The organism is Acidimicrobiales bacterium (assembly GCA_041394245.1).
Classification (GTDB): Bacteria; Actinomycetota; Acidimicrobiia; order Acidimicrobiales; family Aldehydirespiratoraceae; genus JAJRXC01.
Genome location: JAWKIR010000002.1, coordinates 55,127 through 74,578 on the forward strand (window position 1 = coordinate 55,127; position 19,452 = coordinate 74,578).

Here is a 19,452-nt window from a genome sequence, read left to right on the forward strand (position 1 = left end):
ATGGCTCGTCCATGCGCAGTGGTCGGAATCGGCCAGACGAAGTACAAGCGGCGCCGCGACGATCTTTCGCTCGACGGTCTCGTCCGTGAGGCAGCCCTGCGAGCGCTGGAGGACGCGAACCTCACGTTCGCCGACATCGACGCGATCGTCATCGGCAAGGCTCCTGATGCGCTGGAAGGCGTGATCATGCCCGAGCTGTCGCTGGCCGATGCGCTCGGTGCGGTCGGCAAGCCGATCCATCGGGTGCACACCGCCGGCTCGGTCGGCGCGTCCACCGCGATCTCGGCCGCGGTCCTGGTCGAGAGCGGCCGCTACGACACGGTGCTCACCGTGACCTACGAAAAGCAGTCCGAGGGCAACGCCACGTGGGCGCTGTCAGGCGGCAAGTCCGGCGGACAGGGTGCCGGCGGCACCTTCGCGCCGTGGATCCGTGAGTACATCCGCCGTTCCAAGGCCCCCGAGCACATCGGGTGGACGGTGGCCGTCAAGGATCGCCTGAACGCCCTCAAGAACCCCTATGCGCACCTGCACCTCGAGGACATCTCGATCGAGAAGGTCCGCGAGTCGCCGATGCTGTGGGATCCGCTCCACTTCCTCGAGTCGTGCCCGTCGTCCGACGGTGCCGCGGCCATGGTGTTGACGAGCGAGGACAAGGTGTCGCGCTCGCCGAATCCGCCGGCGTGGGTGCTCGCCCATGCGAAGCGGACGGAGTTCTCGTCGTTCCCGGGCCGCGACACGATCCGGATCCAGGCCGGACTCGACTGTGCCGAAGCCCTCTACAAGAAGGCCGGGATCACCAATCCGCGCAAGCAGATCGACGCAGCCGAGATCTATGTCCCCTTCAGCTGGTACGAGCCCATGTGGCTCGAAGGCCACCTGATCGCCGAGGAGGGCGAGGGATGGAAGATGACCGACGAGGGCGCCACCGCACTCGACGGTGACTTCCCGGTCAACTGCTCGGGCGGTGTGCTCTCCTCCAACCCGATCGGGGCGTCCGGAATGATCCGCTGTCTCGAGGCGGCCAATCAGGTACGCGGCACCGCGGGCGACTATCAAGTCGATGGCGCGAAGGTCGCGCTCGGTCACGCCTACGGCGGGGCCGCGCAGTACTTCGCCATGTGGATCGTGTCGTCGGAGCTGCAACCCGAGTTCAAGTAGGAGTTCCGATGGGTTCAGTGGACGGACGCGTCGTCATCGTCACCGGTGCGGCGCGGGGGCTGGGCCGCGCCCATGCGTTGGCCTTCGCGGCGGAGGGCGCCAAGGTCGTCGTGAACGATCTCGGCGTCGAGCGCGACGGGAGCGCGGGCACGAGCGACGCGGCCAACGAGGTCGTCGACGAGATCATCGCGGCCGGCGGCGAGGCGGTGGCCAATGCCGCCGACGTCGCCGACTGGGATCAGGCCAAGGGCATGGTGCAGCAGGCGATCGATGCGTTCGGACGTCTCGACACGCTGGTGTGCAACGCAGGCTTCCTGCGTGACCGCATGCTCGCGGGCATGTCGGAGGAGGAATGGGACTCGGTGACCCGGGTTCATCTCAAGGGCCACTTCGCGCCCGCACGCCACGCCATCGAGTACTGGCGCGACGAGTCGAAGGCCGGCAACCAGATCGACGCTCGTGTCGTGAACACCTCTTCGGGTGCCGGTTTGGCCGGGTCGATCGGGCAGGGCAACTACGCGACCGCGAAGGCCGGCATCGCCCTCCTCACGATCCAACAGGCGGCCGAGTGGGGCCGTTACGGGGTGCGCTGCAACGCCATCGCTCCCGACGCTCGTACCCGCATGACCGAGGGCGTGTTCTACAGTTCCGAGATTCCCGACGGTTTCGACGAGAAGGCGCCGGAGAACGTCTCGCCCCTCGTGGTGTGGCTCGGCAGCGCCGACTGCGACATCACCGGCCGGACCTTCGAGAACACCGCCGGCCAACTCAACGTGTGCGACGGCTGGCAGAAAGGTCCGATCGAGTCGGTCGGCGATCGCCGTATGACGGTGGCAGAGGCCGGCGAACTCGCCCGGCGGTCGGTCGCCGGTGAGCGGCCGCCCCAGCCCGTCCACGGCGCACAGGGCTGACGCCTGCGATGAACTTCGACGACTCACCCGAAGAGGCAGCGTGGCGCGAGGAGTGCCGAGCGTTCCTCCAGGCCCATGCCGCGCGCAAGCCGGAGAAGGCCGACCTCGGTCAGAGCTTCTGGGCCAGGGCCCGCACACCGGAGGAGGAGGACGAGTACAGCGCCCGGGCCCGCGCCTGGCAACGTACGAAGCACGATGCCGGTTGGGCGGGGCTGACATGGCCCGTGGAGTTCGGTGGCCGGGGGCTTTCGAGCCACTTTGCCGCGATCTTCGCCGAGGAAGAGCACCGATACGACCTTCCGCAGGGTCCGTTCGCCCAGTCCATCGGGATGGCCGGGCCGACGATCATCGTCCATGGAACCGATGAGCAGAAGGCCCGCTACCTGACCCCGATGCTGACGGGCGAGGAGACGTGGTGCCAGTTGTTCTCGGAACCGGGTGCCGGTTCCGACCTGGCCGGACTGCGCACGTCCGGTGTCGTCGACGGTGACGAGATCATCGTCAACGGTCAGAAGGTGTGGACGTCGAACGCGCTCGAGGCGGCGTTCGGCATGCTGCTCGTGCGGACCGATGTCGACGTGCCGAAGCATCGCGGTATCACGTATCTGGTGCTCGACATGTCGACTCCGGGCATCGACATTCGCCCGCTGAAGCAGCCGACAGGCCGTTCGGAGTTCAACGAGGTGTTCCTCGACGATGTGCGGGTGCCGTTGGCCAATGTCGTCGGAGAGGTCAACGCCGGGTGGGGACCGATTCTCACGACGCTCACGAACGAGCGGACCGGCATCGGCGGACAGTCGGGGATGACCGACGAGGTGTTCCAGCTCGCTCGTGACTACGGCGTCGCCGACGACCCGGTCATCCGCCAGGAGCTCGCCCGTCTGCACTCGATCGCCGAGACGATCCGCTTTCTCGGGTACCGGGTGCGGACCGCGGCGTCTCGCGGTGAGCTGCCCGGTCCCGAGAGCTCGGTGCTGAAGCTCGCCAACAGCCGACGGCTCGAGGTGCTCGGCAACCTGACCATGGCGATCATGGGAGCCGACGCGACGCTCTACGGCGATGACGCCCACATGAGTGGCTTCTGGCAGAACTACTCGTTCCTCGGGCAGTGGATGAGCCGGATCGGTGGCGGTACCGACGAGGTGCAGCGCAACATCATCGGCGAGAACGTCCTGGGGCTTCCCCAGGAACCTCGGCCCGACAAGGGCATCCCGTTTCGCGAGATCCCCTCGTAGCGGCCTGGGTCGTCAGTCCGCCGCTTCCGTGGTGTCCGCCCAGACCGTGGCGACCGCGTCGCAGGCCGCGTCGAGGTCCGCACCGAGCTGGCGGACCTCGAAGACGAATCTGTGGGTCGCAGCCCTGATGCGTTCGCGGCGTTCCTGCAGCGGTTCGGAGTGCGGTGGCTCGTCGACGACGAACGTGCCGCGTCGGCCGCGCCCCTCCACGATGCCGTCGTTTTCGAGTTCGCGATACGTGCGGGCCACGGTGCCGGGTGCGAGATCGAGCTGCTCTGCCATGTCACGCACCGTCGGGAGCCGGGTACCGGGCTCGAGTCGTCCGACGGCGACCATCACCGACAGCTGACCGCGCAACTGCTCGAAACGGGGGATGGCGGTGTCGACCTCGAGTCGGACGGTGAGCCGGCGCTCCCTCCCGATCTGGTCCACATAGGTGACCACTGCTGCGACGGTGGGCTCCTGGTTCGTGGGTCGTGGGCTCATTGCGCCACCATAGCCCGTATGTTGTATTGGTACAATACACGAGATTTCTGAACAGAAGCTTGAGAAACACGGCAAAAGGCTTGCCAGGATCTTGATACAGAGTAGGGTTTGTATTACCAACGACGCCAGGAGCCTCGAACATGAAGTTGATCACCGCAGTCATCAAGCCCTTCAAGCTGGAAGACGTGAAGTCCGCACTCGCCGAAGTGGGCGTGCAGGGCATGACCGTCTCGGAAGTCCAGGGCTTCGGCCGTCAGGGCGGCCACAGCGAGACCTATCGCGGTACCGAGTACCGGGTCACGTTCACTCCGAAGACCCGCATCGAGGTGCTCGCCGACGATGCGCAGGCCGACACCGTGGTCGATGCCATCATCGCCTCGGCCAAGACCGAGAAGATCGGCGACGGCAAGGTCTGGGTCACCCCGGTCGAATCCCTCGCCCGCATCCGCACCGGTGAGCGCGGCGCCGACGCCGTCTGACCCAGGACACCATCTGACCCGGGAGACCGTTGCCGGTTCAGCCGGATCACATCCGAGCACAGTGCTCAACGCCTCATGGGTTCCCGCCGATCAGGGAACCCATGAGGTCGTTTTGGGTCGCCGCACAGCCGTTCGAAGAACCCGTCGAACAGGACCCGCTGGTCTGGCTGAGCGAGCAGTGGTGGACGCCATGGGTGATGCTCGTGGTCTTCACCGGCATCGGTCTCTGGATGGTGCGCTCGCTGCTACACCATCGGGGCCGTGACCCGCAGGTGCGACGTGCGGCGGAGCTGTCCGGGATGGACTATCGCAGTGAGGACGGATTCGGGCTGTCGAAGGTCGCGTTCCACCACATGGCCCGGGGGGACGGTCGTGGATGGACCGCCACCCATGTCGTGACGCTCACCGCCAGGGACGGAGCGAAGGTCCATGCCTTCGATGTCCGGTCCTGGACCGAGTACGCGGTGAACGAGAACCTGCAGGGCGAGAAGACGGTGCGGCGAACCCGGGTCGGCCAAGGGCGGGCCGGCGACAGGATCATGCGCAAACACCATGGCGCCACACAGAGCGCGGCCATGGCGCCGCTTCCCATCCACGCACCGCGTCTCGTCATCGGTCGCGAGAATCTCGTGTCGAAGTTGTTCGCCACCGCCACCCGCATCGACCTCGATGTCGAATCAGAGCTGTTCAATCGCAGCTATCACGTGATCGGCGATGACCGGGCGTTCGCCCGTGAGGTCCTCGATGCCCGCATGATCGATCTCATGGTCTCGACCGAAGGAAAGATCACCTTCGAGTTCCTCGGTCATTGGCTCCTGCTGCACACGCAGCAGATCGAAGCCGAGTTGATGCCGGGCCTGGCCCGTCTCGCCGACGAGATGCGCCGGGTCGTGCCGGCACCGGCGATCCAGCGCTGGGGCCGGGCCTCGGCGTGACCGGAGTAGGGCACGACCTGTGACGGATGACCGCGGGGCCGCGGGTCACGTTCCGTAGCCTCGACAGCTTGTCATCACTCCGTTTCCGTGACACCGGGCGTTTCCGCGACGCATGGCTACGCAACCCCCGTGTCGAACTGCTCTCCGGCCTCGTCGTGGCGCTGGCGCTCATCCCCGAGGCCATCTCCTTCTCGATCATCGCGGGCGTCGACCCCAAGGTCGGCCTCTACGCCTCGTTCTCGATCGCCATCATCATCTCGATCGCGGGTGGTCGTTCCGGCATGATCTCGGCGGCGACCGGAGCCATGGCGTTGGTCGTCGTGCCGCTCGTCGAAGAGCACGGCGTGGCGTACCTGTTCGCGGCAACCGTGCTCGCCGGTGCGATACAGGTGGTGCTCGGCCTGCTCGGCATCGGCGCGCTGATGCGGTTCGTGCCCCGCACGGTCATGGTCGGATTCGTGAACGCGTTGGCGATCCTGATCTTTCTCGCGCAGGTTCCCCACATCGTGTTGTCCGATGATCCCGACCGCGCTCGGCTCGGACTGAACCTGTTGGTCATCGTGGTCGGTTTGGTGATCATCTACGGCTTGCCGCGGTTCACGCGGGCGGTTCCTTCACCACTCGTCGCGATCGTCGTGCTCGCCGGTGCGGCGACCGTGCTCGACCTGGACCTCCCGACCGTCGGCGACATGGGCGAGCTGCCCTCTGCCCTGCCCGTCCTCTCGCTTCCCGATGTGCCCTTCACGGTCGAGACGTTCACCATCATCTTGCCGTTCGCCATCACGATGGCGATGGTGGGGCTGTTGGAGTCGCTGCTCACCGCCCAGCTGCTCGACGATCTCACCGACACACAGTCCGACAAGAACCTGGAGTCGCGGGGCCAGGGCATCGCCAATGTCGCGACCGGGTTCCTCGGCGGGATGGCGGGGTGCGCCATGATCGGCCAGTCGATGATCAATCACCGCTCGGGTGGACGGACCCGCCTGTCGACACTGGCATCGGGGGTGTTCCTGCTCGTCTTGATCCTCGGGCTCGGCGATCTGGTCGCCGAGATTCCGATGGCGGCCCTGGTGTCCGTGATGATCATGGTCTCGGTCGGGACGTTCAACTTCCGCAGCATCGCACCGCACACCTTGCGCCATTCCCCCCGCACGGAGACCACGGTGATGGTCGTCACGGTCGGCATCGTGGTGCTGACCCACAACCTCGCCTACGGCGTCGTCGTCGGCGTGCTCCTTTCGGCGGTGTTCTTCGCACGACACGTCTCCGGTGTCGTCAAGGTCACCAGCGTGGTCGACCCCGACAATGTCGAGCGGCTCTATGCCGTCAGCGGTGAGTTGTTCTTCGCGTCGACCAACGACCTGGTGCGCTCGTTCGACTACGACGCGGTGAAGGTGGCTCGCGTGGAGATCGACCTCAGCGGTGCCCGTGTCTGGGACACCTCAGCCGTCGCCGCACTCGACGCGGTGGTGGCGAAGTTCGCCGAACGAGGAATCGACGCCGAACTGGTCGGACTCAACCACCACTCGGAGCGGCTGCATGCCCGCACGACGGGCACGCTGTCGGGGCACTGACGCCCCGGTTGCCTATGTCGTCTCGGGTACCCGGGTGCGCAGCAGGTAGAACGCGCTCATCGGCTTCGGACCCTTGGCGTACCACTCGCGTGCGTCTTCGATCTCGAGTCCGGCGGCTTCGACGAGGGCCGTGTGATCACGGTCGAGATGACAGCCGTCGCCGACGCGACGCTGGATCGGGTTGAGTCGCTGCTGCCACTTGTGGACGTCGTCGTCGCGGGCTCGGCCATGCTCGAGCAGATGGATGCGACCGCCGGGCCTGACCACCCGGACCAGCTCCGCCAGCGCGGCGGCCTCGTCGGGAATGGTGCACAGCGTGAAGGTCGACAGTGCGCCGTCGCACGAATCGTCGCCCAGCGGCAGATCGCGGCCGTCGAGACCGATGTACGTGACCTCGATCGGCGACGCGGCGACGCGCTCCGCCGCCAGCTTCTTGCCGACCGAGGCGGGTTCGACCGCAAACACCCGGGTGACCTCCGGCGGGTACTCGGGCATGTTCAGACCCGATCCGAAACCGATCTCGACGATCTCACCCGACAGTCCGGCAGTGACTTCACGGCGATACTTCGCGATGCCTTCGTTGCCCAGCGCCTTGTCGATGAAGCGTGGCAGGATCTGCTCTCGATAGATACCCATGCCGGGACCGTATCGGCGAACTTCAGCCCCCCGTCCCGATTCTGTAGTCTCGCCGCATGACGGAGAAGATCCTCGACGCCACGACGTTTCCCGAGCTGCTGGCCCGGCGGGCGGCACTGTCGCCCGACCTGCCCCTGCTGATCGACGACGCCGGGCGCACGATGACGTGCCGGGAGGTCAACGACGAGGTCGAGCGGGTCGCCGCCGGCCTCCGGGATCTCGGCATCGGTGCGGGCACGGCGGTGACCTGGGTGCTGCCCACCCGCATGGAGACGATCGTGCTCAGCTTCGCCCTGTCCCGGCTGGGTGCGGTCCAGAACCCGATCATCCACATCTACCGTCACCGTGAGGTCGGATTCTGCATCGCGCAGACCGCAGCCGAGTTCGTCTTCACCCCGGGCGAGTGGGGCGGGTTCGACTACGGCGCCATGGCCGCGGACGTCAGCGCCGACCTCCCGAACCCACCGACCGTCCTCAACGGCTACGAAGGGCTGCCCCACGGCGATCCCTCGACGCTGCCGCCGGCCCCGACCGACGGCGACGAGGTGCGCTGGCTCTACTACACCTCGGGCACCACGTCGGACCCGAAGGGTGTGAAGCACACCGACAAGACGCTGATCGCGGCGGGCACCGGGCTCGCCATCGCGCTCGAAGCCGACGAGACCAACGTCGGCACGATCGCGTTTCCCTACGCCCACATCGGCGGCCCCGACTACATCGTCATGATGCTGGTCAACGGCTTCCCCGCGGTGCTGATCGAACGCTTCACCCCGGCCGGAGCGGTTGCGGCCTATGCGGCCAACGGCGCCACGCTGGCCGGCGGTTCCACCGCGTTCTACCAGATGTTCCTCGCCGAGGATCAAAAGGTCGACGGCCCGGCGATGCCCCGCCTGCGGGCCATGGCCGGTGGCGGCGCGCCCATGCCGCCGGAGATCTTCTTCGAGGTGAAGGAGAAGATGGGCATCCCGATCGCCCACGGCTACGGCATGACCGAGTGCCCGATGATCTGCCAGGGCTCTCCGTCCGACACCGACGACCAGCTCGCCCACACCGAGGGCGCGCCGATCCGCGGGTGCCAGGTCGACATCGTGAAGGCCGACGGCACCACGGCGGCACCGGGCGAGGAGGGTGAGGTGCGGGTGAGCGGCCCCATGCTCTTCAAGGGCTACACCGATGCCTCGTTGGAAGCGGAGGCGTTCGACGAGAAGGGTCGGTTCAAGACCGGCGACCTCGGGGTGCAGCGGGCCGACGGCCACGTGTCGCTCACGGGCCGGGTCAAGGACATCATCATCCGCAAGGGCGAGAACATCTCCGCCCAGGAGGTGGAGGACGTTCTCTACACGCTCCCGCAGGTCGCCAATGCGGCGGTGATCGGGCTACCCGACACCGAACGCGGCGAGATGGTGTGTGCGGTGATCGAGACCGCAGAGGGTCAGCCCGACCTGACCTTCGACGAGATGGTCGCCGCGTGCGCCGATGCCGGACTGATGAAGCAGAAGACGCCGGAGCGCCTCGAGATCCACGACGGGCCGTTGCCCCGCAACGCAACGATGAAGATCCTCAAGTACGAACTCAGGGAGAAGTACTCATGACCGCTCGTTTCACGATTTTCCACAATCCCCATTGAAACTCGTCCTCGAATGCCGTGGCGGTCGCCACGGAGATGGGCGTTGATTTCGAAGAGGTCCGCTACATGACGGACTTCCCCGACGAGAAGACGCTCCGCGCGATCATCGCGAAGCTCGAGGACCCCGTCGAGCGGCTCGTTCGCAAGGACAGCCAGTTCAAGAAGCTCGAGCTGAACGAGGACGACTATGTCGGCAATGCCGACGCGGTCGTCGAGGTGCTCGAGCGGTACCACCGCCTGCTCGAGCGGCCGGTGGTGGTCGGCCCGAAGAAGGCGATCGTGGGACGTCCCCTCGACGGGGTGAAAGCGAAGGACCGGCTCGCGGAGATCTTCTCGTCGTGACCGATCTCTTCACCGATGATGCGCCCGTCGGCGAGACCATCGTCTCGGTGGGTCGGGTCGCGGCGCCGGTGAAGGTCGATGCGTCGCGCTACACCGACCCGGCGTGGGCGGCGGTCGAAGCCGAGAAGATGTGGGCGTCGACCTGGCAGCTCGCCTGTTCGGTCGATCATGTGAAGAACCCCGGCGATGTGTTCGTCTACGAGATCGGCGCGGTGTCGGTCCTGATCGTGCGTGGCGACGACGGAACACTGCGGGCATTCCAGAACACGTGCCTGCACCGGGGCAGCGAGCTGTGCGACGGACATCAGCGGGGTCTCTCCGAGATCCGGTGTCCGTTCCACCGCTGGTCGTGGGATCTGCAGGGCCGGTTGCGGGAGGTCCCGTCGCGCAAGGGTTTCGGGGCGCTGCGCAACGACGAGCTTCCGTTGATCCCCGCGAGCGTGGGCACCTGGGGGCCGATGGTTTTCGTGAATCCATCCGCCGATGCCGAGCCGCTGCACGACTTCCTCGCGCCGGTGCCGGCCGAGGCGGCATGGGCCGACCTCGACGACTTCCGGTGCAAGGCGTTGCTGTCGATCCCGGTGAAGTCCAACTGGAAGACGATCATCGACGGCTTCAGCGAGACCTACCACGTGCAGGGAATCCATCCCGAGATGTTGCGCATGGTCGACGACGTCAACAGTCCGCAGGTCGTCTGGGAGCGGCACGGAAGACTCACCCAGCCCTACGGGGTGGCTTCGCCCCGGATCCGAGGCGGCGCCACCGACCAGGAGATCTGGGAGGGATTCGTCGAGGTCATGGGCGGTCGCATCGGCATCCACGACGGTGACGAGGCGGGGGAATGCCCGGCGGTGCCCGACGGGGCGACGTTGCGCGACGTGCTCGCCGAGATGATCCGGGCCCACTTCCTCGAAAAGGAGGGTGTCGACCTCTCGAGGTTCGACACCACACAGATGATGACGATGGAGCAGTACAACCTGTTCCCCAACATCACGGTGCTCATCTTCGGCGACCTGCTCCAGGTGGTCGGTGCCCGACCCGGTGCCACCCCCGACGAGGGCTACATGGACGTGATGGCCTTCGATCGGGTGGAGTCCGGAGCCCCGCGGCGTGATCCGGTCACCGCCGAGATCCCCGCCGGGTCGTACTCGATGGGTCTGGTCGTCGATCAGGACATCGCCAACGTGGAACGAGCCCACCGAGGGCTCCACGCTCCCGGTCTCACACACCTCACACTGTCGGGCGAGGAGTGCCGGATCATCAACCTGCATCGCAACCTCGACCGGGTCACGGGGACCGAGTCGCTCTCGTAGCGACGCGCCGAGCTCAGCCGCAGGACGCGGTGAACGTGAAGTCGAACCGTTCGCTGAAGTCGCCCGAAACGCCGCTGTAGTCGACGGCGGACCCGCTACCCGACGCCGACCGGCCGTCGATCACGATCTGGATGTTGTCGTCTCCGGCGACCGCATTCGACGCGTCGAACTCGGGCAGATCGTCGGGTGAGTCTCCGAACAGCTCGGTGCGGCCGTATTCGAGCGAGAGCTGCTGGGTGACGATCGTTTCGTCGTCGCCGTAGAGCATCTGGAGCATGTCCTCGTCGAGGAACTCGGCGAGCTCTTCACGGCTCTCCTCGGTCCGGTCGATCGAAACCCACACCGGCGTGCCGTCGGAGGCCGTCCCCGCCCCCTCGATCGTGAAGTCGCCCTGCCCGGCGAAGCAGATCTCGGAGGTGAACTCGATGGTGTCGCCGTTGATGGTCACCGTGCCCGAACCCGGGTCGCCGAAGCTCTCGGCCAGGTCCTGGGCCGACTCCATCAGGTCCTCGAGGCTGCCCTCATCGAGCGAACCATCGGTCAGACCGTCGAGGATGTCGCTCGCGGCATCGCCGACGTCGTTGGCATCGCCCACGGCCCCGGGCCCGAAAGGTGTCGGCCCGCTGTTGCCGTCGTCGCCGCATCCTGCAGCGAGGAGAGCAAGGGTCAACAACACCGTCGATGCCAGTTTCATGCGCATCGCGCGACCATAGCGAGGTCAGTCGCGGTGGAGTGCGATCATCATCGCGGCGAGGGCCTCGTCGGATGCCGTGGAGATCGTCAGCGACAGACGGTCCGCGAGGCCGCCGTATTCGGCGGTGAGGCGGGCGGCGCATTCCTCGGGCGTGCCGCGCACGGCGAGGAGGTCGAGCACCTCGTCGTCGATCAGATCGCCGAGGGTCGACCAGTCGCCCGACTTGGTGATCTCACGGAGCTTCGGTTGGAGGTCGCCGAGCCCGTGGTGGTCGAGGGTGACGCGGTAGGCCGGGGTCGAGCCGTAGAACGCCAGGTTGAAGCGCATGGCCGTCGAGGCCCGCTCGTAGTCCTCGTCGGTCAGACAGGGGTTGGCGATGCAGCCGACGTTGAGCGTGAAGTCGTCGCGCGCCTTCCCTCCGGCGGCGAGTCCGGACTCGATCATCGGCATGGTCCGCTCGGCCAGGAACGAGCCGGTGTTGAACGGGTGGATGACGATGCCATCGGCGTGTTCTGCCATCGCTTCGGTCATCCGAGGACCGAGCGCGCCGGCCCAGATCTCGGGGCGGGGATGACCCAGTTCGTGGGGAACGAACATCGGGGTCATCAGGTCGACCCGGTAGAACTCCCCGCGGTGTTCGAGCGGTGTGCCGTCGATCCAGTTGGCCCAGATCTCGCGGAGCACGTCGATCAGTTCGACCATGCGTTCGACGGGCTTTCCCCAGGTGGACGAGTAGCGGCGCTCGATGTGGGGCTTGATCTGGGTGCCCAGCCCGAGCGCGAACCGGCCGCCGCTGGCTCGGTGGAGATCCCAGGCCTGGTAGGCGAGATGCATCGGCGATCGGGGGAACGCGATGGCGACGTTGGTGTAGAGATCGACGTCGAGACCCGTGGCGTGTACGAGAGGAAAGAAGACGTCGCTGTTGCCCTCGAACGTGAACAACCCGTCGAGGCCGGTCGCAGCGAGGGCCGCCGCCCGCCGTGGTGCGTTGGCGAGGTCGGTCATGAGTCCTGCGTCGATCTTCACGGCCAGGACGGTACGTCACCGGATCGGGTCCTACCATCTCGGCTGTGTCTTCCTCGACCACACCCGAGCCGATGCGGCCGTTGACGCAGAAGCAGGCGGAGCGGCGTCGCCGTGTGCTGGTGGCCGCGATCGAGCTCGCGGCGGTGGGCGGCTACGAGGGGGTGCAGATGCGCGAGGTCGCCGACCGGGCCGATGTCGCGCTGGGGACCGTGTATCACTACTTCACGTCGAAGGACCATCTCCTCGCCGAGTCGATGACCGAATGGTTGTCGGGCCTCGAAGCGTCGATCGAGCGGCGTCCGGCGGTGGGGGACACCACGCTCGAGCGGGTGCTCGACATCCTTCGTCGCACCACCCGCGGGATGGCGGAGAACCGGCAGATCTCCGCCGCGGTGATCGGGGGACTCATCGCCGAGGGCCCCCACGGAGCGGCCAGCCAGGAGGCGCTCCACGTGATGTTCAGCGCCATGCTGCGATCGGCCTTCGAGCCGGAGTTCCCCGCCGAACGCCGCGACAAGATCATCCGGTCGCTCGAACACATCTGGTTCTCCGAGCTGATCGCCTGGAAGAACGGATGGAATCCCTACGAGCAGAGCGCGCAGGAACTCGAGGACGCGGCCGTCCTGTTCCTCGAGGGCGTCGACTAGCTGCCGGTCCACCTCGTCGGACCCCTCGTTGGCCAAGCTGGTGATCTCCCACCAGCGGGAGTCTGCGAGAGGAAACCGAGAATGAAGACGTCCCTGAAACTCGTTGCGGCGATCGCCGCCCTGATGTTGTTCGCATCGTCGTGTGGCGACGACGGCGGTGGTGGCGGTGGCAACACCGCCTCGGCCGACGATCCCTTGGTGCAGGCCATCGTCGACGACATCATGGCCGGCGGCGACGGGGTCACGACCGACCGGGCCGAGGCCGAGTGCTTCGTCGGTGGCGTCGTCGGTGAGATCGGCACCGCCAGGTTGAACGCACTCGGGGTGACCGAGACCAACATCGCGGCGCTCGACGAGATCGAGTGGACCGAGGACGAGGCGCGGTCGGTGGTCGACTCGATGTTCTCGTGCGTCGACGTCACCGCCAGCTTCGTCGACGACATGGACTTCGGGGAGCTCGACGACAGCCAGGCCGAGTGCGTGCGAGGCATCTTCAGCGAGGACGTGCTGAAGGACTTCATGGTGTCGACCTTCACCGGTGACGAGGACGCGATGAGCGGGATCTTCGCGTTGATGGGTCAGGTCCAGGAGTGCGGAATCGACGTCTTCGGCGGCTGAGTCATTCGATCATGGAACCCTCCTGGGCCTAACGTTGCGGCCCAGGAGGATTCCATGTCGCACGAACTGATCATCCGAGGCGGGACCGTCGTCGACGGCACCGGCGCCGAGCCCGTCAGCGCCGACGTCGCCATCGACGGTGAGCGCATCTCCGCGATCGGCGACCTGTCGCACGCCACGGCGGCCGAGGAGATCGACGCCACCGGCAAGATCGTCAGCCCGGGGTTCGTCGATCTCCACACGCACCTCGACGCCCAGATCGGCTGGGACCCCATGATGACGTCGGCCAGCTGGCACGGCATCACCACGGCGGTGATCGGCAACTGCGGCGTCACGTTCGCGCCGGTGAAGCCGGAGAACCGCGAGTACCTCGCCGAGATGATGGAGTCCGTCGAGGACATCCCGAAGGACGCGATCCTGAGCGGCCTGCCGTGGAACTGGTCGACCTACGGCGAATACCTCGACGCCGTGGAAGGTCTGAACCCGGCGCTCAACGTCGTGGGGCTCGTCGGTCACTGCGCGGTTCGCTACCACGTGATGGGGGAGCGGTCGCTCTCCGACGAGGCGCCGACGGCGGCCGAACTGGCCGAGATCGGCGAGATCGCCGGCCAGGCCGTCACCGACGGTGCCGTCGGCTTTTCGACCTCACGCATCTTGCTCCACAAGGTCCCCGACGGCCGCCACGTGCCCGGTACCTGGGCGCCCATCGAGGAATACGTGGCGGTGGGCGAGGCCATGCAGGCGGCCGGCGGTGGCCTGTTCCAGGGAGTGCTCGACATGGCGACCCGGCGCGACGAGGAGTACCGCCTGCTCGACGCGGTGGCCGACACCGGCGCCGACGTGCTCTTCAGCGGAGGGGTCGGTGACGCGCCGCCCAGGGTCGTGCAGCGCCAGGACGAGTACTTCCAGTCGCAGAACGCCCGGGGGCGACGCATCTCGGCCATCTCCCAGACCCGACCCGGTGGCATCCTCGTCGGCCTGCGCCAGATGATGCCGGTGTTCTCGCCGGCCTGGAAGGCATTGGCCGACCTGCCGACGATGGAAGCCCGACTCGCCGTGCTGCACGACGCCGACGAGCGGGCCGTCCTCTTGGAGGAGGGCGTCGCCGCGGGTACCTGGTACGACCCTGCCCACATCCATCCCCTCGGCCTCGAGGAGTATCCCGACTATCAGGTGGAAGGGCACGAGCAGGGCTCGATCGCGGCGCTGGCGGAGGTCGCCGGGGTGCACCCGGTCGAGTTGATCGTGGATCGACTGCTTCGCAGTGAGGGCCGCGAGCTCTACAACGTGTGGTTCTTCAACCGCGCCGCCGACAGCCTGGCCGACTACCTCCAGCTCGACCATGTCGCGCCGGGTCTCGGCGACGCCGGTGCCCATGTCGGCCAGATCTGCGACGCCGACACATCGACGTTCTTCCTCTCCCATTGGGCCCGCGAACGCGGTGCATTCACCTTGTCGGAAGCCGTGCGGCGGCTCACGTCGCAGCCGGCTTCGGTCATTCGTCTCAAGGAGCGCGGACAATTGCGGGCAGGCTGGTTCGCCGACGTCAACGTCTTCGACTTCGACCGCCTCGCCACCCGCTACCCCGACTACGTCTACGATTTCCCGGGCGGCAAGGGTCGCTTCGTCGTGCATTCCGACGGCTATGCCGCGACCCTGGTCAACGGCAGGGTCATCGCGGAGAACGGCACCCACACCGGCACCCGCCCGGGACGCGTGATCCGCACCTTCGACCGCTGACCCGCCACAACGGTGTCTGACACCGTTGTGGCGGGTTGGGGGAGAACGGGTCGACGCAGCTAGGTTGCGGCGCATGGCCGAAGACGTACTGCAAGCGCCGCTCGTGCTCGAGTACCCGTTCACGCGTACCACCGGACCCGTCGTGGGGGCGTTCCTCACCGGGCTTCGTGAAGGTGTCGTGCTCGGGGTGAAGCGGGCCGACGGTTCCGTGATGTGTCCGCCGCTCGAGTACGACCCGGCCGACGCGTCACCGCTGGGTGAGATGGTCGAGGTCGGCCAGGCCGGCACCGTCGTGTCGTGGAGTTGGGGCGGCCCGCCGCGAGCCCAGCAGCCGTTCGATCGCGACATCGCCTGGGCGCTCATCACCCTCGACGGGGCCGACACGCCGATGTTGCACGCCGTGTTCGTCGATGGCCCTGCCGACATGTCCACCGGCATGCGGGTCCGGATCGAGTGGCGCGACGAACGTGTCGGCCACATCGCCGACATCGCCGGCTTCGTCGCCGAGGAGAACGACTGATGGCCTACACGAAGAGCCAGGACCCCTCGAGCCGTCCGGCCGGACTCGACGTCGAACTGAAGGTGCCCGAGTCGATCGCCGGTGTGGAGCGCGTGCAGAGCGTCCGCACACCCATCCGGATCGAATACACCTACACGCCCGGAGTTGCCCTCTCCACCTATCTGCGGGGCATGAAGGACAAGAAGATCCTCGCCGAGCGATGCCCGAAGACCGGCCAGGTCTTCGTGCCACCCCGCGGCGTGAGCCCGGTGGCCGGGATCATGACCGAGGGCCCGGTCGAGCTGCCCGACACCGGCTACGTCGAGTCGTTCAACATCACCCGGGTACCCATCGCGACCCGCCCCGAGCTGCAACCGCCCTATGTCTCGGGCTGGATCGTGCTCGACGGCGCCTCGGTGGGGTTCATGGGGCTCGTGATCAATTGTGCGCCTGAGGATGTGAAGCTCGGTACCCGTGTGCGGGCGGTGTGGAAGCCCGACGACGAACTCGAGATGTCCGCGACCAACATCCTGGGATGGGAGCCGACGGGCGAACCCGATGTCGACATCCCCGACATCGAGACCATCGGCCAGAAGGGGGAGCTGGAGTCATGAGCGACACCGGTCTTCGAGACATCGCAATCGTTTCCTTCGCCCAGCGTCAGCAGGCCGCGATCCGCACCGAGTCCGAGGTCGAGTTCATGGTGCCGCTCATGGCGCAGGCCAAGGACGCGGTGGGGCTCACCCAACAGGACATGGGCTTCACCTGCTCCGGGTCCTCCGACTTCCTCGCCGGCCAGGCATTCTCCTTCGTGGCCACCATCGACGGCACCGGGCCGGTGCCGCCGATCAGCGAATCGCACGTCGAGCAGGACGGCGCCTGGGCCCTCTACGAGGCATGGGTCAAGCTGCAATGCGGCGACGTCGACACCGCCTTCGTCTATTCGTACGGCAAGTCGTCGCCGGGTTCGCTGCGCGATGTCCTGGCCACGCAGATGGACCCGTACTACGTGGCCCCGTTGTGGCCCGACGCCTTCGCGATCGAGGGCATCGCCGCCCGCATGCTTCTCGAGTCGGGCAAGGTCTCCGAACGTCGGCTGGCCGAGATCGCGTCCCGCTCCCGTGAGCACGCAGCGTCCAACCCGCATGCCGTGCGCGCGACACCGAAATCGGTCGAGGAGATCCTCGCCGAGGAGTACCTGGCTGATCCGCTACGGCCCTCCGATATTCCGGCCTCGGCCGATGGCGGCTGCGCCATGGTGCTGGCCGCCGGCGATCGTGCTCGCGACCTGTGCGACCGGCCCGTCTGGATCCGCGGCATCGACCATCGCATCGACGCCCACACCCTCGGCGCCCGCGATCTGACCACCGCGATGTCGGCCCGTATTGCGGCCGAGAAGGCCGGCGTGAGCAACGACAAGATCGATTTCGCCGAACTGCATGCGCCGTTCACCACCAGCGAGGCGGTGCTCATCGACGCGCTGGGCCTCGGTGACGACGTCGTCATCAATCCGTCGGGTGGGGCGCTGGCCGCGCATACGATGATGGCCGCCGGCCACATCCGCTTCGGTGAGGCGTTCGAACGCATCGCCCGAGGCGACGGCGACCGTGCCGTCGTCCATGCAACGGCCGGTCCGGTCCTGCAACAGAACATGGTTGCCGTACTGGAGGGGGAGTGAGCATGGCACTGGGTTCAGGAAGCAAGGAACGCACCGCCGTCATCGGTGTCGGTCAGACCAAGTACGCCTCGACCCGGGGCGACGTGTCGATGGCCGGTCTGCTGCGTGAGGCCGCGTATCGCGCACTGGAGATGGCCGGGAAGACCTGGGACGAGATCGACGCAGTCGTGATGGGGAAGGCCCCCGACTTCTTCGAGGGCGTGATGATGCCCGAGATCTACCTGTCCGAGGCGCTCGGGTGTGTGGGCAAGCCGATCATGCGGGTCCACACGGCCGGCTCCGTCGGCGGGTCGACCGCGTGTGTGGCCGCGTCGATGGTCCAGAGCCGCGTCCACAGGACCGTGCTCACGATCGCGTGGGAGAAGCAGTCCGAGTCGAACGCCATGTGGGCGCTGTCGCTCCCGCAGCCGTTCACCACGGCAGTCAATGCCGGCGCCGGTGGCTACTTCTCGCCGATCATGCGTCGCTACATGGCGATGTCGAACGCGCCCGAACTCATCGGTTGCATGGTGGCGTTCAAGGATCGTCAACACGCCCTGAAGAACCCGTTCGCCCACCTCCATCAACCCGACCTGACGTTCGAGCAGGTGGTCGAGTCGCCGATGCTGTGGGACCCGATCCGGTACTCCGAGACCTGCCCGTCGTCCGACGGTGCGTGCGCGATGGTCCTCACCGACGAGGCTGGTGGCGATGCCCACGACGGTCCGGTCGCGTGGATCAAGGGCACCGCCATGCGGTCGGAGCCGAACTCCTACGGTGGCCGCAACATGGTGTCGCCGGCCGCGAGCGAGCAGTGCGCCGACGACGTGTTCGCCCAGGCCGGTATCCACGATCGCCGCAAGGAGATCGACGCGGTCGAGATGTACGTGCCCTTCTCGTGGTACGAGCCCATGTGGCTCGAGTCGCTCGGCTTCGCCGAGAAGGGCCAGGGCTGGCGCATGGTCGAGGACGGATCCACCAACCTCGAGGGCGGCGACCTGCCGGTCAATGCCTCGGGTGGCGTCTTGTCGACCAACGCCATCGGTGCATCGGGAATGGTGCGCTTCGCCGAGTCTGCGCTCCAGGTGATGGGGGAGGCAGGCGAGCATCAGGTCGACGGCGCTCGCACCGCCTTCGGCCACGCCTACGGCGGCGGTGCCCAGTACTTCGCCATGTGGATCGTCGCCTCCACCAAGTAAGTACACCGGGGGTCAGACACCCATACCTTCTCGGGCGGGTGCGGAATTCTCGGCGGTGGGCAGGTGAACGCGTCACGCTGGCGTGATGACCATCTCCACACGACGAGTTCGGGCCGGAGACGGCCCACTGCTGCGCCGGATCCGGCTGGCGGCGTTGGCCGATGCGCCGTCGGCGTTCGCGAGCACCTACGAGGCCGAGGCCCGCCAATCAGCGAATCAATGGGATCGCCTTGCGGAGGAACGGTCGGCCGGTCCGCACCACTGCACGTTCTTCGCGTTCGACGGCGACATGGTGGTCGGGCTGGTCGGTGGACACCGTACCGACGCCGACAACGTGCAGCTCGTGTCGATGTGGACCGATCCCGTGGCGAGGGGACGCGGGATCGGTGCCGCACTCGTCGCGGCGGTACTCGACTGGGCCGCTGGGTCGACCGTCGAGCTGTGGGTCACCCGTGGCAACGACTCGGCGCAGCGCCTCTACGAGCGGTGCGGGTTCACGGAGACGGGCGACTTCAAGGCGCTGCCCTCGGATCCGTGCAAGGACGAGCTCCGCATGCGTCGCCCGGCCCGATAGTTCACGGGCCCGGCGAAATTCGTCCTCAGGCCGGCGCCGAACTGTGTCGAAGGAACCGGTGCCGAACGACCTAGCCGATGGGGCGTTCGCACCAGAACGCCT

General features: G+C 67.0%; 21 protein-coding genes. 17 read left to right on the forward strand and 4 right to left on the reverse strand.

Annotated elements, in window-relative coordinates; all coding sequences use genetic code 11:
- From R2707_00325 to R2707_00335, 3 genes are read left to right on the forward strand one after another with little or no spacing between them, the layout of a single operon-like run.
- Positions 1-1,158 carry a thiolase domain-containing protein gene (locus tag R2707_00325; GenBank protein MEZ5243512.1) on the forward strand — a complete coding sequence of 386 codons (1,158 nt, stop codon included), beginning with the start codon at positions 1-3 and terminating at the stop codon, positions 1,156-1,158.
- An 8-nt stretch (positions 1,159-1,166) separates the two neighbouring features.
- On the forward strand, positions 1,167-2,069 hold the full coding sequence (locus R2707_00330) for an SDR family oxidoreductase (protein MEZ5243513.1): 903 nt from the start codon (positions 1,167-1,169) through the stop codon (positions 2,067-2,069).
- An 8-nt stretch (positions 2,070-2,077) separates the two neighbouring features.
- Positions 2,078-3,304, forward strand: coding sequence for an acyl-CoA dehydrogenase family protein (locus tag R2707_00335; protein ID MEZ5243514.1), 1,227 nt, complete (start codon positions 2,078-2,080; stop codon positions 3,302-3,304).
- A gap of 12 nt (positions 3,305-3,316) precedes the next feature.
- Here the strand turns inward: R2707_00335 and R2707_00340 are convergent, their stop codons facing one another.
- Positions 3,317-3,790, reverse strand: a complete 474-nt coding sequence (locus R2707_00340) for a GntR family transcriptional regulator (protein MEZ5243515.1) — start codon at positions 3,788-3,790, stop codon at positions 3,317-3,319.
- Between the two features lie 140 nt (positions 3,791-3,930).
- Between R2707_00340 and R2707_00345 the strand changes: the two genes are divergently transcribed.
- The 3 genes from R2707_00345 to R2707_00355 all read left to right on the forward strand — a co-directional run bounded on the left by R2707_00345 (position 3,931) and on the right by R2707_00355 (position 6,778).
- The gene (locus tag R2707_00345; protein ID MEZ5243516.1) at positions 3,931-4,269 is read left to right on the forward strand and encodes a P-II family nitrogen regulator; all 339 of its coding nucleotides are present in this window, start codon (positions 3,931-3,933) and stop codon (positions 4,267-4,269) included.
- A gap of 101 nt (positions 4,270-4,370) precedes the next feature.
- Complete coding sequence (locus tag R2707_00350) at positions 4,371-5,204, forward strand: hypothetical protein (protein MEZ5243517.1); 834 nt, start codon at positions 4,371-4,373, stop codon at positions 5,202-5,204.
- 68 nt (positions 5,205-5,272) lie between these two features.
- Positions 5,273-6,778, forward strand: a complete 1,506-nt coding sequence (locus tag R2707_00355) for a SulP family inorganic anion transporter (GenBank protein MEZ5243518.1) — start codon at positions 5,273-5,275, stop codon at positions 6,776-6,778.
- A 12-nt stretch (positions 6,779-6,790) separates the two neighbouring features.
- Here R2707_00355 and R2707_00360 read toward each other — a convergent pair whose 3' ends face one another.
- Positions 6,791-7,414 (reverse strand): class I SAM-dependent methyltransferase, encoded by a 624-nt coding sequence (locus R2707_00360; protein ID MEZ5243519.1) that lies wholly within the window; start codon positions 7,412-7,414, stop codon positions 6,791-6,793.
- Positions 7,415-7,470: 56 nt separating this feature from the next.
- On the opposite strand from R2707_00360, the gene R2707_00365 reads away from it, so the two are divergent.
- From R2707_00365 to R2707_00375, 3 genes are read left to right on the forward strand one after another with little or no spacing between them, the layout of a single operon-like run.
- Positions 7,471-9,006 carry an AMP-binding protein gene (locus R2707_00365; protein ID MEZ5243520.1) on the forward strand — a complete coding sequence of 512 codons (1,536 nt, stop codon included), beginning with the start codon at positions 7,471-7,473 and terminating at the stop codon, positions 9,004-9,006.
- 53 nt (positions 9,007-9,059) lie between these two features.
- A complete protein-coding gene (locus tag R2707_00370) occupies positions 9,060-9,383 on the forward strand; it encodes an ArsC/Spx/MgsR family protein (protein MEZ5243521.1) in 324 nt (107 codons plus the stop codon).
- Positions 9,380-10,696, forward strand: a complete 1,317-nt coding sequence (locus R2707_00375) for an aromatic ring-hydroxylating dioxygenase subunit alpha (GenBank protein ID MEZ5243522.1) — start codon at positions 9,380-9,382, stop codon at positions 10,694-10,696. The genes R2707_00370 and R2707_00375 overlap by 4 nt, the downstream gene beginning before the upstream one ends.
- A 13-nt stretch (positions 10,697-10,709) precedes the next feature.
- Here R2707_00375 and R2707_00380 read toward each other — a convergent pair whose 3' ends face one another.
- Positions 10,710-11,396: a hypothetical protein gene (locus R2707_00380; protein MEZ5243523.1), complete on the reverse strand. Its 687-nt coding sequence runs from the start codon at positions 11,394-11,396 to the stop codon at positions 10,710-10,712.
- A gap of 18 nt (positions 11,397-11,414) precedes the next feature.
- The gene (locus tag R2707_00385; protein MEZ5243524.1) at positions 11,415-12,416 is read right to left on the reverse strand and encodes a TIGR03617 family F420-dependent LLM class oxidoreductase; all 1,002 of its coding nucleotides are present in this window, start codon (positions 12,414-12,416) and stop codon (positions 11,415-11,417) included.
- 44 nt (positions 12,417-12,460) lie between these two features.
- On the opposite strand from R2707_00385, the gene R2707_00390 reads away from it, so the two are divergent.
- From R2707_00390 to R2707_00425, 8 genes are all read left to right on the forward strand, one after another.
- Positions 12,461-13,063, forward strand: a complete 603-nt coding sequence (locus tag R2707_00390) for a TetR/AcrR family transcriptional regulator (GenBank protein MEZ5243525.1) — start codon at positions 12,461-12,463, stop codon at positions 13,061-13,063.
- Between the two features lie 81 nt (positions 13,064-13,144).
- Complete coding sequence (locus R2707_00395) at positions 13,145-13,681, forward strand: hypothetical protein (protein ID MEZ5243526.1); 537 nt, start codon at positions 13,145-13,147, stop codon at positions 13,679-13,681.
- 54 nt (positions 13,682-13,735) lie between these two features.
- Positions 13,736-15,421, forward strand: coding sequence for an amidohydrolase family protein (locus R2707_00400; protein MEZ5243527.1), 1,686 nt, complete (start codon positions 13,736-13,738; stop codon positions 15,419-15,421).
- Between the two features lie 73 nt (positions 15,422-15,494).
- The gene (locus R2707_00405; protein MEZ5243528.1) at positions 15,495-15,941 is read left to right on the forward strand and encodes an OB-fold domain-containing protein; all 447 of its coding nucleotides are present in this window, start codon (positions 15,495-15,497) and stop codon (positions 15,939-15,941) included.
- Entirely contained in the window at positions 15,941-16,534 is a 594-nt protein-coding gene (locus R2707_00410; protein MEZ5243529.1) for a Zn-ribbon domain-containing OB-fold protein, read from the forward strand. Before R2707_00405 ends, R2707_00410 begins: the two co-directional genes overlap by 1 nt.
- Positions 16,531-17,598, forward strand: a complete 1,068-nt coding sequence (locus R2707_00415; protein MEZ5243530.1) for a lipid-transfer protein — start codon at positions 16,531-16,533, stop codon at positions 17,596-17,598. The genes R2707_00410 and R2707_00415 overlap by 4 nt, the downstream gene beginning before the upstream one ends.
- Positions 17,599-17,600: 2 nt before the next feature.
- Positions 17,601-18,776 carry a thiolase domain-containing protein gene (locus tag R2707_00420; GenBank protein MEZ5243531.1) on the forward strand — a complete coding sequence of 392 codons (1,176 nt, stop codon included), beginning with the start codon at positions 17,601-17,603 and terminating at the stop codon, positions 18,774-18,776.
- An 85-nt stretch (positions 18,777-18,861) separates the two neighbouring features.
- Positions 18,862-19,350: a GNAT family N-acetyltransferase gene (locus tag R2707_00425; protein ID MEZ5243532.1), complete on the forward strand. Its 489-nt coding sequence runs from the start codon at positions 18,862-18,864 to the stop codon at positions 19,348-19,350.
- Positions 19,351-19,452: the final 102 nt, after the last annotated feature.

Coding starts and splice junctions, on each gene's coding strand:
- R2707_00325 (MEZ5243512.1), top strand. CDS start 1: ATGGCTCGTCCATGCGCAGTGGTCGGAATCGGCCAGACGAAGTACAAG.
- R2707_00330 (MEZ5243513.1), top strand. CDS start 1,167: ATGGGTTCAGTGGACGGACGCGTCGTCATCGTCACCGGTGCGGCGCGG.
- R2707_00335 (MEZ5243514.1), top strand. CDS start 2,078: ATGAACTTCGACGACTCACCCGAAGAGGCAGCGTGGCGCGAGGAGTGC.
- R2707_00340 (MEZ5243515.1), bottom strand. CDS start 3,790: ATGAGCCCACGACCCACGAACCAGGAGCCCACCGTCGCAGCAGTGGTC.
- R2707_00345 (MEZ5243516.1), top strand. CDS start 3,931: ATGAAGTTGATCACCGCAGTCATCAAGCCCTTCAAGCTGGAAGACGTG.
- R2707_00350 (MEZ5243517.1), top strand. CDS start 4,371: ATGAGGTCGTTTTGGGTCGCCGCACAGCCGTTCGAAGAACCCGTCGAA.
- R2707_00360 (MEZ5243519.1), bottom strand. CDS start 7,414: ATGGGTATCTATCGAGAGCAGATCCTGCCACGCTTCATCGACAAGGCG.
- R2707_00365 (MEZ5243520.1), top strand. CDS start 7,471: ATGACGGAGAAGATCCTCGACGCCACGACGTTTCCCGAGCTGCTGGCC.
- R2707_00380 (MEZ5243523.1), bottom strand. CDS start 11,396: ATGCGCATGAAACTGGCATCGACGGTGTTGTTGACCCTTGCTCTCCTC.
- R2707_00395 (MEZ5243526.1), top strand. CDS start 13,145: ATGAAGACGTCCCTGAAACTCGTTGCGGCGATCGCCGCCCTGATGTTG.
- R2707_00400 (MEZ5243527.1), top strand. CDS start 13,736: ATGTCGCACGAACTGATCATCCGAGGCGGGACCGTCGTCGACGGCACC.
- R2707_00405 (MEZ5243528.1), top strand. CDS start 15,495: ATGGCCGAAGACGTACTGCAAGCGCCGCTCGTGCTCGAGTACCCGTTC.
- R2707_00410 (MEZ5243529.1), top strand. CDS start 15,941: ATGGCCTACACGAAGAGCCAGGACCCCTCGAGCCGTCCGGCCGGACTC.
- R2707_00415 (MEZ5243530.1), top strand. CDS start 16,531: ATGAGCGACACCGGTCTTCGAGACATCGCAATCGTTTCCTTCGCCCAG.
- R2707_00420 (MEZ5243531.1), top strand. CDS start 17,601: ATGGCACTGGGTTCAGGAAGCAAGGAACGCACCGCCGTCATCGGTGTC.
- R2707_00425 (MEZ5243532.1), top strand. CDS start 18,862: ATGACCATCTCCACACGACGAGTTCGGGCCGGAGACGGCCCACTGCTG.